A 15223-nucleotide genomic window follows, 5' to 3' on the forward strand; every position below is an offset into this window, starting at 1 on the left:
GGATTTCGTCTCTGATGAATATCAAACGGTTCTGCCAGCAACATGGAAAGAAAATTCGATTCTATGAAGCAGGTTGCTATTTTTGTCACCTTCGCCGGATTTTCCCGTAAAATGACCGATATAACGGATAGTGTTTCCTTTGGCCGATTTCCTGTCAGACCGTTATCGAGTACGGTTGGTTATCAGGTAACCGGCGAGGTCGCAAAGAAGCTGCATGATAAACGGAACCCGATGCTTTTGCACCTCAACGTGGATGGAGCCGGTATAATGTTTTTCCGGACAATTATACAATTTTACAATCTGAACGGTTCAACAATCGTTAGGGCAAAGAAAACTTGTCATAATATATGTCAGGCGAATATATGTTTGCCGAAATGGTCGTGAACCGGTACTGTGTTTTTCCGGTTGCCGGATGATATTTGCCGTATCATCCACGGGCTTTTACGCAACCCGCTGAAACTGAAAGATAAGGTGTCGAAATGAAAGCAATTGTCACAGGTGCTGCCGGTTTTATCGGATTTGCAACGACGAGAGAATTGCTGCGACAGGGGTTCGAGGTTGTCGGCGTTGATAACCTCAATCATTATTATTCTGTCGAACTTAAAAAAGCACGGTTGGAGAATATAGGCGACACTTCGGCATTCCGTTTTGTCAAAGCCGACATTTCCGATAAAGAACAACTTGAACTCGCGATAGGCAGTGAAAAAAACGTTGATGTTATTGTTCATCTCGCTGCACAGGCAGGTGTTCGTTATTCTATCGAAAATCCTTCCGCTTATGTCAGTGCCAATGTGGAAGGCGAGGTCAGGGTTTTTGAACAGGCATTGAAATATAGTTCCTGTCCGCCGGTTGTTTATGCAAGTTCTTCATCTGTTTACGGCGGAAATAGGAAAGTGCCATTTTCGGAAGATGACAGGGTGGATGATCCGGTTTCGGTTTATGCTGCCACCAAGCGGGCAGGAGAACTGCTTGCCCGTTCATATCACCATGTTCATAAACTCAAGACAACGGGTTTGCGGTTTTTTACAGTCTATGGCCCGTGGGGCAGGCCTGATATGGCTCCATGGCTGTTTACGGATGCTATTTTGGAGGAGCGTCCTATAAAACTATTCAATTACGGAAAAATGCAACGCGATTTTACTTATATTGATGATATTGTTGATGGCGTCGTAACCGTGACAAAAAAAATAATGAAAGAGCCGGAAAAAGTGGCCGACATTTATAATCTCGGCAATAACAAGCCGGTTCCTTTGATGGAGTTCGTCGAAGCGATTGAACAGGCGACAGGCAAAAAGGCGTTGACAGAACTCTGCCCTATGCCGCCTGCCGATGTTAAGAAAACCTATGCCGATATTTCCAGAGCCGAGAGAGATCTGGAATACCATCCGACAATGTCGATTAACGAAGGTATCGTAAAGTTTGTAAACTGGTTTAAACGTTATCAAGGCAAATAATGGGCTGGAAACCGAAAAAAAGTCATTTTTCTTCTCTTGCTGAAACAACAGCCGGTTTGCTTGATCCAATTTTGCGTAAAAAAACCGGTCTTAGTGTGGAGCTTATGCAAAATTGGCCGCTGCTTATCGGAGAAGAAATTGCAGGAAGTACGATTCCCTTAAAAATTCTATGGCCAAGGCGTTCGAGTATTGATGATCCGTTCAAACCGGCAACACTTGTCGTTGGTTGCGAGGCTTATGCTGCCATGATTTTGACCCATGAAACGACTGAAATTCTGCAACGTATCAATGCCTTTTTCGGGTTTATTGCAGTGAACCGGATAAAAATAGAACAATGCGTTATCGAGAAAGAGGAAGTTGTTCGTTTCAAGCGCCCTCCGGTAGACGAAAATGATCGCAAGTTTATTGACGAAGTGACAATGCAAATTGATAATATCGGGCTCCGGAACTCTTTAAGCGATCTTGGTCTATCTATATTTGCAGAGAAACATACCGGTCATGACAAAAATTTTAATAATTAATCCAAGACAATTCTTGATGAATGCCGTATAAAATAACAAAGCTTGCCTTGAATTTAGCGAGTTTCAAGTTTGAACATAATAAAAAGAAAAGGTACTGTTATGCTTAATACAAAAAACAGTCGGCATTTACGGTTTTTTGCCGCCGCTCTAGGGTTATTTGCAACAACCTGTTTTACTGTTTTACCTTCTTATGCGGCAGAAAATAAACCTGCTGAAGCAAAAACCGATGAGGCTAAATCTGCCGACAATAAAGCAAGTGTTGCCAAAACAACCGAAGTCAAATCGTCGGGTACTGTTGATATGACCAAATTGCTTGAACCCGGTAAAGGCAAAGAAATGGTCGAGGGCAAAGCAGATGCTCCGGTAACCATCGTCGAATATGCTTCTGTTACTTGTGGCCACTGTGCTGCTTTCTATAATGAGACGCTGCCATCCATCCGTGAAAAATATATCAAAACCGGTAAAGCGCGTCTGGTATTCCGCGAATTTGCGTATGATCCGAGGGCACAAGCCGGCTACATGCTTGCTCGTTGTGCACCGGAAGACCGGTATTTCCCGATGATTCAGGTGCTTTTTGAAAAGCAGATGGAATGGGCGGCTGCTTCCGACGCATTGCCTCCATTGAAAAAAATAGCTGCAATGGCCGGTCTTGATGACAATGCTTTTGAAGCCTGCTTGAAGAATCAATCGGTGCTTGACGAAGTCAAGAGTTCGTTTGAACGTGGTAAAGAGTTCGGCGTCACGTCGACACCGACATTTTTTATCAATGGCAAGAAATATGAAGGCGCGTTGTCTGTGGATGACATGTCTTCTGTGATTGATAGTTTCCTTTAATATGATGATTGTGGAATAAGAGGCAGGATGCAGTTACATTTGACTGCATCCTTTTTTGTAACCCCGAAGGTAGGTTCATGCAGTTTACCAAGCTGCGGCTGGTAGGTTTTAAATCTTTTGTCGAAGCTCAGGAGTTCGTAATAGAACGCGGGCTTACGGGCGTTGTCGGCCCTAATGGATGCGGGAAATCGAATCTCGTTGAATCTCTGCGCTGGGTTATGGGTGAAAACTCCTATAAAAATATGCGCGCTTCCGGCATGGATGATGTTATTTTTTCCGGCTCGGCGACGCGGCCGGCGCGAAATTTTGCCGAAGTTACATTGTTTCTTGATAATTCCGACCGCAGCGCGCCAACGGCTTTTAATGATACCGATGAGTTGCAGGTTTCCCGCCGTATTGAACGGGATGCCGGTTCGGCCTATCGTATTAATGGCAAAGAAGTACGGGCAAAAGATGTTCAATTATTATTTGCCGATCAGTCGACAGGGGCACGTTCGCCTTCCATGGTCGGGCAGGGGCGCATTGGCGAGCTGATACAGGCAAAGCCCCAAGCACGCCGTGCATTGCTGGAAGAAGCAGCCGGTATTTCAGGCCTTCATAGCCGCCGCCATGAAGCGGAATTGCGGCTTCGTGCGGCAGAAGGCAATCTCGACAGGCTTGAAGACGTAGTAGGCGATCTTTCATCGCGGATTGAAAGTTTGAAACGCCAATCACGGCAAGCAAACCGCTTCAAAACTCTATCCGCCGACATAAGACAGGCGGAAGCCGGTCTGTTCTATTTGCGCTGGTCAGAGAACAAATCCCAGGAAGCCGAAGCAATAAGCGCTCTGAATGGTGCAACAAAACTTGTTGCGGAAAAAGCGCAGGCGCATATGCGTGCCGAAAAAGCACAGGAAGAAAGTAGAAACAAACTCCCTCCGCTGAGGGAGGAAGCAGCAAAAGCCTCTGCCGCTTACCAGAGATTAAGCATCGAGTTGAAACAGCTTGACGAGGAGAAAGACAGAAATCGTCAGCGGCAATCGGAATTGTTGCGCAGGCTTGAACAACTTGACGCCGACATCGTTCGTGAAGAACAACTTGCCAATGACAATCAGCAAAGTTTTGAACGGTTGAACGAAGAGGAAGAGACATTACGGCTTGAAGCGGAAAACCAGCAAGAAACCGAAATGGAGCTTACCCTTCATTATGAAGAGCTGCAAAGCAATTTAAGCGAAAGCGAAGCACAAGCGGGCGAACTTACAAAATTACAAGCCGAGGCCAAGGCCGAAGAATTACGAATAGCCGATCAGATTGCCGATTTTATAAATCGGGGCAAACGTCTTGATGAGACGATTATTGATATAAAAAACCAGATAAAGGCTTTGGAAGAGGAGCTGAACTCTTCCGACAGAATTGCCGAAGCCGAAGAAAAACTCGCGGAAGCCGTGGCACAACTTGCCCAGAATGAAGCATTGTTGCAAGAATGCGAATTGGCCACTGAAAACGCACGTGAGGCAGAAAATAGAGAGCGTCCTCTGGTGGCTGATTGTCGTGACAGGTTAAATGGTCTTACAACTGAATCGCGCACCCTTGAACAGCTTTTAAATTCCTCGAACAGCGCAGAATTTCCGCCGGTTGTTGATGAAATCACTGTTAAAGAAGGCTTTGAAGTTGCTCTCGGTGCAGCTTTGGGGGATGATCTTGAAGGGTCGTTAAAAGAAGGTGCACCAATTTTTTGGAGTGGCCGCACCGGAATAGTGATAAGTCCCGCGCTTCCTGACGGGGTGAAACCGTTGGCAGATTTTGTGAAAGCGCCCGAACAATTGAAACCGGCACTTGCGCAAATCGGAGTTGTCGAGGAGGAAGAAGGCGAGCGCTTGCAAACCAGGTTGCAAGTGGGCCAAAAACTGGTGAGCCGGAGCGGCGCAATCTGGCGTTGGGATGGGTTAAAGACGCGTGCAGATGCACCATCTGCAAGTGCTCAACGTCTGGCACAAAAAAATCGTCTCCAGATTTTGGCAGAACTTGTCGAGGAAGCAAAGCAAGCCTTGAAGATTGCCGAAACGAAATTGCAACAGCTAACAAAGCAGGTGGAAGATTCAGCCCTTTATGAACGCGAGGTAAGGGCGAAGTTGCGCGTGAGCCGTGACAATCGCGATGCCGCACAACAATTCTATAGCAATGTTGAACGCGAAGTGTCCGAACACCGTTTGCGCCTGTCTTCTCTTGAAGAGAATATCGGCAATCTGGAAAGTGAAAAGACAGAGATCTCACAAAAACTCGAAACGGCCTTGATTGAGCAGAAAAAATTGCCCGATATGACGGTTATGGAGGCGAAAATCGCTTCATTTTCGACAAAAATATCGTCCGAACGCAGAGCCGTCTCGGAAGCATTGGCTGCATTACAAAGCTGGAAGCAAAACGCCAGCGCGCGGGTGCGTAGACTTGAAGCGATTGGCTCGGAGAGGAAAAATTGGGTTAGACGTATAGAAAACGCGAAAAACCAGATAGATGCGTTAAAAGCACGTCGTGAAGAAGCAATGATCGAAGCCGAGCAATTGGCGCAAACACCTGAGGGGCTGGAGGAAAGACGGCAAAATCTGCTTGATGCCATTGCAAAGAAAGAAGCGGATGGCCATGCGGTAATGGATCGCCTGTCACAAGCAGAAGCAATAGAGGCTACGCTTGATAAACAGACGTCGCAGGCTTTTGCCGCACTGTCGTCAAGTCGCGAAGAACGCGCCAGAGCCGAAGAAAGGCTGAATGCTGCTGTCGATCGTCGAAAGGAGATAGAAACACGGATAAACGAAACTCTGAACTGCGCAGCACACGAAACATTGGCTCTCGCGGGGCTTTCGGTTGCCGATGAAATGCCCGACATCAATACACTCGAACACAAACTTGAACGATTGCGCATCGAGCGCGAACGTCTTGGAGCGGTGAATTTACGTGCCGATGAAGAAGAAAAAGAGCTTCGCACGCGATTTGATTCGATCACCGGTGAGCGCGACGACGTGGTAGAGGCAATCAAAAAGTTGCGTGTTGCAATTGTCAATCTGAACCGCGAGGGGCGGGAAAGGCTGCTTGCTGCCTTCACAAAGGTAAACGACCACTTCCAGAGACTTTATCATCATCTTTTTGGTGGCGGGACAGCGGAACTTCAACTGATCGAATCGGATGATCCTTTGGATGCGGGTGTCGAAATTCTGGCACGGCCACCGGGTAAAAAACCGCAAACCATGACACTTTTATCAGGCGGCGAGCAAGCATTGACAGCAATGGCATTGATATTTGCGGTTTTTTTAACGAGTCCTTCGCCTATTTGCGTTTTGGACGAGGTTGACGCCCCCCTTGATGACCACAATGTCGAACGTTACTGCAATCTCATGGAGGAAATGGCAAAATCGACCGAAACGCGCTTTATCGTGATAACGCACAATCCGATAACAATGGCGCGCATGAATCGCTTGTTCGGTGTCACAATGGGTGAACAGGGCGTATCACAACTTGTATCGGTCGATCTGCAAACCGCAGAAAAAATGCGTGACGTTGGCTAATGAAAAGAATTGCGTTCCGATCTTTGCTTGCAAGTGTAAAACTTTCGTTATTCAATCGGTTTGACTTTTCTATTTAATCGATTTGTTTGTTCTGTAAAGAAAATTGATGTTGGCGTAGGGGCAAATGTCATTTAAGCTGACACTGGTAGTTGGTCTCTTAATTTGTCTTTTCACAAAATAGGTAAAGTCTATTTTTTAACGGGCAGCTATTACAGTCAATCGGAGGATGTTTATTTAAAATGACAAAATGGGTTTACAGCTTTGGTAATGGAAAGGCTGACGGGGCGGCATCTGAACGCAATCTCTTGGGTGGTAAAGGTGCAAATCTCGCGGAAATGAGCAATCTCGGATTGCCGGTTCCTCCGGGTTTTACAATCACCACAGAAGTCTGTACCTATTTTTATAACAATAATAAAACTTACCCCGACAAACTCGATGAAACTGTTCAAAAATGTCTTGCAGAAGTCGGTAAACTGACCGGACGCCGGTTCGGTGACAAGGATAAGCCTTTGCTGGTATCGGTTCGTTCGGGAGCGCGCGCTTCCATGCCCGGTATGATGGACACGGTTTTGAACCTCGGTCTTAATGATGAAACTGTCAAAGCAATAGCAAGAGAAACCGGTGACGAACGTTTCGCCTATGACAGCTATCGCCGTTTCATCCAGATGTATTCAAATGTTGTGCTGGGAATCGATGGCGCATTGTTTGAAGAAATTATAGATGATGCCAAGGCGCGCCATGGTTATGAGGTCGATACCGAAATGACCGCCAAGGATTGGCAGGATGTGATTGCCTCTTATAAAGAATGTGTCGAAAAAGAAATCGGAACGCCATTTCCCCAAGACCCTGAAAAACAGCTTTGGGGCGCAATCGGCGCAGTTTTCCAAAGCTGGATGACACCGCGCGCCGTAACCTATCGCGAACTTCACGATATACCGGAAAGTTGGGGTACTGCGGTGAATGTTCAGGCCATGGTGTTTGGCAATATGGGTGATGATTCGGCAACCGGTGTTGCTTTCACCCGTAACCCTTCAACAGGCGAAAACGCACTTTTCGGTGAATTTCTTGTCAATGCACAAGGGGAAGATGTGGTTGCCGGTATCAGAACGCCGCAAAACATCACCGAAGCTGCACGTATTGCTGCCGGTTCCGACAAACCTTCGCTGGAAAAGACTTTGCCGCAAGCTTTTGCTGCATTTAACGACATTGCCCACAAGTTGGAAAAACATTATCGCGATATGCAGGATATGGAATTTACCATTGAAAAAGGTAAATTGTGGATGCTGCAAACCCGCATTGGCAAGCGTACGGCGCGAGCGGCACTCAAAATGGCTGTCGATATGGTTGACGAGGGGCTCATCGATCGCACCGAAGCCATTTCACGGATTGATCCGAAATCGCTCGATCAGCTTCTCCATCCGACACTCGACCCCAAAGCTAAAAAAGTGGTTTTGGGCACAGGGCTTCCTGCTTCTCCGGGGGCTGCAACCGGCGAAATTGTTTTTTCGTCTGAAGAAGCGGAAAATGCAACCAAAGAGGGGCATAAAGTTATTCTGGTGCGTGTGGAAACAAGTCCGGAAGACATTAATGGTATGCATGTTGCAGAAGGAGTGTTGACAACACGTGGTGGCATGACGAGCCACGCCGCTGTCGTGGCTCGTGGCATGGGAAAACCGTGTGTGTCGGGTGCCGGCAGTATCCATATCGATTATCGTAGCGGCACATTGAAAGCCGGTGGCGAGACTTTCCATAAAGGTGACATCATCACAATTGATGGTGGAAATGGCGAGATTTACAAAGGCAAAGTCGCCATGTTGCAACCGAAAATGTCGGGCGATTTTGCAAAACTCATGTCATGGGCCGATGAAAAACGCCGTATGCATGTTTGTGCGAATGCCGAGACACCGGCGGACGCACGTATGGGGCGCTCTTTCGGTGCCGAAGGAATTGGTCTTTGCCGCACCGAGCATATGTTTTTTGCCGGTGATCGTATCATTTCGATGCGTGAAATGATTTTGGCCAATGATGAACAAGGTCGTCGCAAGGCCTTGGCAAAACTTCTGCCCATGCAGCGTTCCGATTTTATCGAATTGTTTGAAATCATGCATGGTCTACCGGTAACAATACGTTTGCTGGATCCGCCGCTTCATGAATTTTTGCCGAAAACAGACGCCGAAGTTGCCGAAGTTGCCAAAGCAATGTCAATTCCGGCCGAACTTATCAAAGAAAGAGCAGCAGAACTTCATGAATTCAACCCGATGCTGGGATTAAGGGGTTGTCGCTTGGCAATTACCTATCCTGAAATCGCTGAAATGCAGACGCGCGCAATTATCGAGGCGGCGATTGAAGCTGCCAAAGAGACCAAGGAAACGGTGATACCGGAAATTATGGTGCCTCTGGTAGCACTCAAAACCGAGCTTGACTATGTCAAAGAGCGTATTGATGAAACAGCAAAGGCGGTCATGAAAGAGCACGGCGTTACAATCGACTATCTCGTCGGAACGATGATCGAATTGCCGAGAGCTGCAATTTGTGCCGCCGAAATTGCCAAATCTGCAGAGTTTTTCTCTTTCGGCACCAATGATCTTACGCAGACGACGTTCGGTATTTCACGTGATGATGCCGGTCCGTTTCTTTCGACCTATGTTAAAAAAGGCTTGCTGGAGCAGGATCCGTTTGTATCCATTGATCGCGATGGAGTCGGCGAGCTTGTAAAAATAGGCGCAACACGCGGCCGCAGCCAGCGTCCCGATATTAAACTTGGTATTTGTGGTGAACATGGTGGCGATCCGATGTCTATTGATTTATGCGAAGAAAACGGGTTGAACTATGTGTCCTGTTCGCCGTTCCGTGTGCCGATAGCCAGACTTGCAGCAGCTCAAGCAGCGATCAGACACCAGAAATAGGTAATGCCAAGCATAGGTAATAAATGTTGCGATATATCCGCCGGTGGGTGTTTGCCGGTATAATAGCTCTGAATGTACCGGCCGTAAGTGTGGCCGGTACGGTCGAACCGACATTGCATATAGAAAAAGGTGCAGCGTCAAGCCCGCAAGTGGCTTTGACGCTTGACCTTTGTATGGGCGATATAGACCTCCGTATCTTCGACATACTGGTTTCCCGCCAGATTAAAGCAACTCTGTTTGTTACAGCGCGGTGGTTGCGAAGAAACAAACCGGCTGTCGATGTCATCAAGGCTCATCCTGATCTGTTTGAAGTTGCAAATCACGGGAAAAATCATGTGCCCGCTATTGATAACCAGCCGGATATTTATGGTCTCAAAACAGCAGGCAGCCTCGAAGCAGTGTGTGAAGAAGTCAGAGGTGGAGAGGAAGGTCTGGCAAATGCAGGTTTTCCCCAATCAAAGTGGTATCGTGATGCGGCAGCACGTTATTCGGATGATGCGATCAAACTCGTTCATGCCATGGGCTACGAGATAGGCGGTTTTTCTCTTAATGCCGATATGGGGGCATCTCTGCCAGCAAAAACGGTTGCCCGGCGTATTTCATCTGCTAAGAATGGTGATGTAATTATTGCCCATATGAACCAGCCCAAACGTGCATCCGGTCAGGGTGTTGCAGACGGTATTCTGGAACTAGAGAAAAAGGGCTTCAGTTTTGTGAAATTGTCGGATGCGGTAAAGCCAGTGGAAAGACAGACAAGTGTGAGCGATTGTAATGCATTGCAAGGGATCAAAGCAGTCGATAAAAAAACTGTGTTGCAAGAAAAAAATCCATTACAGAAAACTAATAGGCTAGACGGGGCGAGCACATTATCAGGGAAAATTGACGGACAATGAGAAAAAAATATGTTCGTTTGACATCCTATGCCGCTTTGTGGTCGCCGCGTTTTGGTGGTGTCAGCCTATTGGCACTTGTTATTTTGTGCCTCCTCCACCGATTTTCGCTTATTCGGACAAATGTTTTTATCGGGTTTTCGGCTATTGCCGGTGCGTTGGCACTGATAGCATTTGTTCTGGCTCTGAAAGGCCTTTACGATCTTTGGGAAAACGGTGATCGTGGCGGGCTGAAAGCCTTAAAGGGCATCGTCTATTCATTGATAACTTTGACCCCGATTTCAACATTCCTTGTAATGTGGTGTGTGTTGCCGCCACTGAACGACATTTCAACCGATACCGATACTCCGCCACATTTCATTACAGGTACCAGACCAGCCGATGCTTTGCCTGTTGCTTCCGAATTAACCGCGCAGGCCGCATTGCAACTGGAAGAATGGCCGGAGCTTTCAGGACGCCGTTACGACGGGTCGCCTGACCGTATTCTCAAATCGGTGCGCAATGTTCTTGATGCCCAAGGTTGGCCGATCAGGGCACAAAAGGGTGTCGATGGTGATGATGAACAGCTATTTATAGAAACAGAAGCTAAAACTTTTTATCTGGGGTTTATATCCGACATTGTCATTCGTCTGACTGACGAAGGGGATACAACATTTGTCGATATGCGTTCGGCATCGCGTTATTTACATCGCGATCTCGGAGTCGATGCAGCATTTATTCTGACTTTCATGGATGCTCTCGATACCGAAATGCTTTCGACACCAACCGATCAGGATAATGAATAATAAGCCGAGAGAGAAAGTGGTTCCTCGACTTTGACAACACCGCTTGCCACCAGTGATTCGAGATGCGCAAGAACCGAAAGTGAAGCAGCTTTGTAAAGACGTTGGTCAAGCGAACGGTAAATTGCCTTGACGATCTCGCTTATTGTCCGGTCTCCCTCGCTTAACCGTTCAAGAATAGCCCTTTATGCGTTCGCCATCACGTTATTTACATCGCGATCTCGGAGTCGATGCAGCATTTATTCTGACTTTCATGGATGCTCTCGATACCGAAATGCTTTCGACACCAACCGATCAGGATAATGAATAACAAGCCGAGAGAGAAAGTGGTTCCTCGACTTTGACAACACCGCTTGCCACCAGTGATTCGAGATGCGCAAGAACCGAAAGTGAAGCAGCTTTGTAAAGACGTTGGTCAAGCGAACGGTAAATTGCCTTGACGATCTCGCTTATTGTCCGGTCTCCCTCGCTTAACCGTTCAAGAATAGCCCTCTCGCGCATTTTCCTGTGTGCAATGATGGCACGGACATAAGCTTGCGGTTTAAGCACCGGACCGCCGTGGCCGGGAAGATAAATCTTGTCATCCCGTTTCAGGAGTTTATCAAGCGATTTCATATAATCCTGCATAGAACCATCCGGCGGAGCAACGACAGTTGTTGCCCAGGCCATGACATGATCGCCGGTAAAAAGCACACCTGTCTTATCGAGGCTGTAGGCCGTATGATTTGCCATATGTCCAGGCGTGGTGATAGAGGTGAGCTTCCAGCCATCTCCTTCAATGGTTTCACCATCTCCAAGGGTTATATCGGGCGCGAAATCACTATCGCCACCCGAATCAAGAGTCATTGATATGTCTGAAATATTAGCCGTGGCCGGTCTGTGGCTCCCCTCGGCAACGATTTTTGCGCCTGTCAGCCGACTTAACCGTTTTGCTAGCCCCGAATGATCGCTATGGCTATGGGTGATGAAAATATAATCCAGCCTATGCCCTTCGATTACACCGAGCAACATTTCAAGCTGTTCATCATCATCAGGGCCGGGATCTATAATAGCAAGGTCATCGGTACCGATGATGTAACTGTTGGTGCCGGTGAATGTAAAAGGAGAGGGGTTATGTGCTGTAATCCGCCTGACGTGGTTATCAAGAACAACCACGTGACCATATTCAGGGTCGAAATCGTTGTTAAAACCTACGGACATCAGCTCTCCTCGTCAATTACGCCAGATATAGTCCACTAAATGCAATCATTTCAATTTGGCGATTAAAAGTAAATAACATTGTTATGACTTGTATGGTGCGATTCCGGTGACAGAAATTTTCCAATTTATTATTTTCAGGAAGAAATTTTGAAAAATTTAAAAATCGGATATAATGCTTAAAACAAATGTAAATTACATTTAAAATTATAATAAAACATTAGTTACAATATATATTTTATTGATATTTTTATTTATGTTTTTCAACTATTAATTGTTATTTTAACTAATAATTGAGCATGAAATATATTCGATCACAAAAAAATTATCTTTAAAATAGTTAATTATACGTGTTTTTTCTTCAGATTTCTTGCGTTAAAGGCTAATTCCGGACTTCAAAAACTTTGATGTTCCAGGTTTGAAGGAGTGTGGGAGATCATGCTTATTGTTCGCTTGTCAAAATCGGCGTTTGTCGCCGCAATAGCGTTGTTCGCAACATTGGTAGCTGTTGAAAACATTTTTTATTCGTCAATTAATTTTGCCTATGTCCATCATGTGTTTTTAATGGATAGTGTCTTTGCTGATGCGCCGACAAAGTGGCGTTCCATTGAAAATATAACCATCCAGAATATCGGTTATTGGCTCATTGTTACATTCGAGACGTTGACGGCTATCTTGTGTTGGATTGGTAGTGTGCGCATGTTGCTTGCTATAAAAGCCCCCAAAAACACGTTCCAATTGTCAAAACGTTGCGCAATCGCCGGTCTGACACTGGGGTTTCTGGTTTGGCATGTTGCGTTTATGTCTGTGGGCGGGGAATGGTTCGGAATGTGGATGTCCAAGGAGTGGAACGGAGTGCCCGACGCCTTCCGGTTTTTCATTACCATTATATTGGTGCTGATCTATGTTGTCATACCGGACGACAAAATAACCGCAGACAATTGAGACAGGGCTGACCGGTCGTCTTCGGTTCTATTACAACGTCAAAACTACATAAGTCGAACCGGAGCATTAAAATCTCCGTATTCGCACCGCCGACGTAAGGGAGATGTCATTCTATCTGGCAAATAGTTGCCAGATAGGAGACAAAACACAACAGCAGGAACATCCGCATTATCCGTTTCACGCCATTCGGTGAATATCCGGATTTCCCGACGCCGGTCTGTTTTCTGAAAAAACTTTCTTGATTAGCCGATGATGACGTTCACACCGCGTTATAGAGAAGCTGTTTTAATACTGTCGGGACGAAAAACCCCGATTCTCAAAAAAAAATTGTAGCTGGCGCATGAACATATTGCACATTTTTACCGAACTCGTTATAAGGCGCGCAGGAAGTATGCCATGCATAGTTTTTGGGGTATAGCCAAGCGGTAAGGCACCGGTTTTTGGTACCGGCATTCCCTGGTTCGAATCCAGGTACCCCAGCCACTTTTCCCTCTATAAATATTTATGATTGATTTCGCTTCAGTAAAAAGCTGTTGCGGTCAAGTGACTGAAGCTCCCCACCGGTAAACACACAATAATTCGTCAAACAAGCCACAATCCGTCTAACAAGCCACAATCCGTCAAACAAGCTGCGCCGGATTATATGAACCGGAGCGGAACCGGAATGAACGCGACTTTTTATTTTATAAGAAAAGCGCTTTTATTTCCGGCTTTAAGCTTTTCCCGTTATTCAAAATAACGCACCGAAAACCAGAAAAATATAATTTATTTCAGCAGCACCAGAGCGCCTGATTTTTGTTTAGCGTTTCAAATTGATAATTTGAGCCATTGTCTCGTCAGCAACCTGAAAAACACGAAAATTGGCTTTGAAATTGTGCTCGCCCATATTCAGATCAATCATATCATCACCCGGATCGTAAGTTTGGCGCTCGACCGTCGTACCTCTGGCAACATTCAGAGCTGTTTTATCAAGTGAATCAACCTGTCTGTTCATGCCAGTTACCGAAATACGCATTGCGGTCTCAATAGACATTGAAATCACTCCTTTGATTGAGGTTCATTGCCATCAATAAAGTTAATATAATAGACAGAACAACAAATTTCCAGATGGGGAAAGTAATTCCGCAGGCTAAAGCCAGCCTTTCTTTCTGAAATAAAGAATCGGGATAACAGCCGAAATAATCATCAGAAAAAGCGCAAAAGGATAGCCCCATTTTTCATTGAGTTCCGGCATGAATTGGAAATTCATTCCATAGATTGATGCAACCAGTGTCGGCGGCATGAAGCCCACGGCTGCAACCGAGAAGAATTTGATAATGGCATTTTGTTCTGTCGAAATCATCCCGACGACAGTATCAAGAAGAAATGTCATTTTTGCTGACAAGAAATCGGCGTAATGCTCAAGTGACTGGGTGTCCTGTTCAAGTGATTTTACCGTCGTCTTCATGTCTTTTTTAGGCGTGACAGTTTTGCCGTCGGCTTCAATATATTTTGGCGTAACAGTTTTTCCATAGGCTTCCACATAAACGAGAAGACGGCTGACACCGGCGATGCTTTCTCTAACCATTGAAAGCAACGTTCCCTGATTGCCGATCTGGTTAAGAATTTTACGAAAATCGACAGTCGACATCGGCATCGCACCTTCATCACGATGGAAGATGTTGCGCGAAGCCTTTTCTATGCGTGCAGAGACGGCTTCGAGGAGATCGGCAAGCCGGTCTGTTGCCGCTTCCATAACCGCAGTCAAAATCGTTAGACCGGTACATTGTTGCGTAATAACCCCGTTACCGGCTTTGGTAACGCGTAAAATGAAAAGTTCGACAGCTTGCGGATGACTATAGCGAACAGTCACCAATCGCGATCCGGTCAGAATGAAAGTCACCGGCGCAATGTCACGCTTGTCCCCGTCAACTGTATAGATTAAGGGCGCAGTCATATATTGCGCCCCGTTTTCCATATAAAAGCGGCTGGATTCTTCGATTTCTGTCATGTCATCATGGGTTGGAATGGGAATCCCAAGCCATTTTTCCAGCTCTTTTTCTTCTCCCGCAGTCGGATCGGAAAGATCAATCCACAACACATCGTTTTCAGGTGTTCCATCTTCTTTCAGAGGAACTTCGACAAGTCGGTCAGTCGACGAACGAAAGCTGCGGATCAT

At 46.2% G+C, this 15223-nt stretch carries 13 protein-coding genes and 1 tRNA gene; 10 read left to right on the plus strand and 4 right to left on the minus strand.

The features are described from left to right. The first annotated feature begins 479 nt into the window (after window positions 1–479). From BBC0122_RS03715 to BBC0122_RS03745, 7 genes are all read left to right on the plus strand, one after another. Window positions 480–1454: an SDR family NAD(P)-dependent oxidoreductase gene (locus BBC0122_RS03715; protein ID WP_077991462.1), complete on the plus strand. Its 975-nt coding sequence runs from the start codon at window positions 480–482 to the stop codon at window positions 1452–1454. Continuing rightward, a complete protein-coding gene (locus BBC0122_RS03720; protein WP_077991463.1) occupies window positions 1454–1975 on the plus strand; it encodes a DUF721 domain-containing protein in 522 nt (173 codons plus the stop codon). Before BBC0122_RS03715 ends, BBC0122_RS03720 begins: the two co-directional genes overlap by 1 nt. A 99-nt stretch (window positions 1976–2074) precedes the next feature. Then, window positions 2075–2809: a DsbA family protein gene (locus BBC0122_RS03725; RefSeq protein WP_077991465.1), complete on the plus strand. Its 735-nt coding sequence runs from the start codon at window positions 2075–2077 to the stop codon at window positions 2807–2809. Window positions 2810–2886: 77 nt separating this feature from the next. After that, window positions 2887–6345 carry a chromosome segregation protein SMC gene (smc, locus tag BBC0122_RS03730; protein ID WP_077991467.1) on the plus strand — a complete coding sequence of 1153 codons (3459 nt, stop codon included), beginning with the start codon at window positions 2887–2889 and terminating at the stop codon, window positions 6343–6345. A gap of 239 nt (window positions 6346–6584) precedes the next feature. Continuing rightward, window positions 6585–9251: a pyruvate, phosphate dikinase gene (gene ppdK / locus BBC0122_RS03735; protein ID WP_077991468.1), complete on the plus strand. Its 2667-nt coding sequence runs from the start codon at window positions 6585–6587 to the stop codon at window positions 9249–9251. 23 nt (window positions 9252–9274) lie between these two features. Then, the gene (locus BBC0122_RS03740) at window positions 9275–10144 is read left to right on the plus strand and encodes a polysaccharide deacetylase family protein (protein WP_077991470.1); all 870 of its coding nucleotides are present in this window, start codon (window positions 9275–9277) and stop codon (window positions 10142–10144) included. Then, window positions 10141–10926 (plus strand): DUF1499 domain-containing protein, encoded by a 786-nt coding sequence (locus tag BBC0122_RS03745; protein WP_077991472.1) that lies wholly within the window; start codon window positions 10141–10143, stop codon window positions 10924–10926. The genes BBC0122_RS03740 and BBC0122_RS03745 overlap by 4 nt, the downstream gene beginning before the upstream one ends. Here BBC0122_RS03745 and BBC0122_RS12755 read toward each other — a convergent pair. Further along, window positions 10911–11102: a hypothetical protein gene (locus BBC0122_RS12755; RefSeq protein WP_188318100.1), complete on the minus strand. Its 192-nt coding sequence runs from the start codon at window positions 11100–11102 to the stop codon at window positions 10911–10913. The two genes, BBC0122_RS03745 and BBC0122_RS12755, sit on opposite strands and share 16 nt — an antisense overlap. 8 nt (window positions 11103–11110) lie before the next feature. Here BBC0122_RS12755 and BBC0122_RS12760 point away from each other — a divergent pair, with 8 nt between their 5' ends. Next, window positions 11111–11233, plus strand: a complete 123-nt coding sequence (locus BBC0122_RS12760) for a hypothetical protein (protein WP_418214879.1) — start codon at window positions 11111–11113, stop codon at window positions 11231–11233. On the opposite strand, the gene BBC0122_RS03750 is transcribed toward BBC0122_RS12760, so the two are convergent. Continuing rightward, window positions 11218–12123, minus strand: a complete 906-nt coding sequence (locus tag BBC0122_RS03750; RefSeq protein ID WP_077991481.1) for an MBL fold metallo-hydrolase — start codon at window positions 12121–12123, stop codon at window positions 11218–11220. The genes BBC0122_RS12760 and BBC0122_RS03750 overlap by 16 nt on opposite strands. Before the next feature lie 435 nt (window positions 12124–12558). Here BBC0122_RS03750 and BBC0122_RS03755 point away from each other — a divergent pair, with 435 nt between their 5' ends. Further along, the gene (locus tag BBC0122_RS03755; protein ID WP_077991484.1) at window positions 12559–13065 is read left to right on the plus strand and encodes a DUF2165 family protein; all 507 of its coding nucleotides are present in this window, start codon (window positions 12559–12561) and stop codon (window positions 13063–13065) included. A 408-nt stretch (window positions 13066–13473) separates the two neighbouring features. Continuing rightward, window positions 13474–13548: transfer RNA gene (locus BBC0122_RS03760), tRNA-Gln, on the plus strand. 316 nt (window positions 13549–13864) lie between these two features. Here the strand turns inward: BBC0122_RS03760 and BBC0122_RS03765 are convergent. After that, a complete protein-coding gene (locus tag BBC0122_RS03765; protein ID WP_077991486.1) occupies window positions 13865–14098 on the minus strand; it encodes a hypothetical protein in 234 nt (77 codons plus the stop codon). Window positions 14099–14194: 96 nt separating this feature from the next. Continuing rightward, on the minus strand, window positions 14195–15223 hold the full coding sequence (locus tag BBC0122_RS03770; protein ID WP_077991488.1) for a magnesium transporter CorA family protein: 1029 nt from the start codon (window positions 15221–15223) through the stop codon (window positions 14195–14197).

This window comes from Ditibartonella choladocola (assembly GCF_002007565.1).
GTDB classification, from domain to species: Bacteria; Pseudomonadota; Alphaproteobacteria; order Rhizobiales; family Rhizobiaceae; genus Bartonella; species Bartonella choladocola.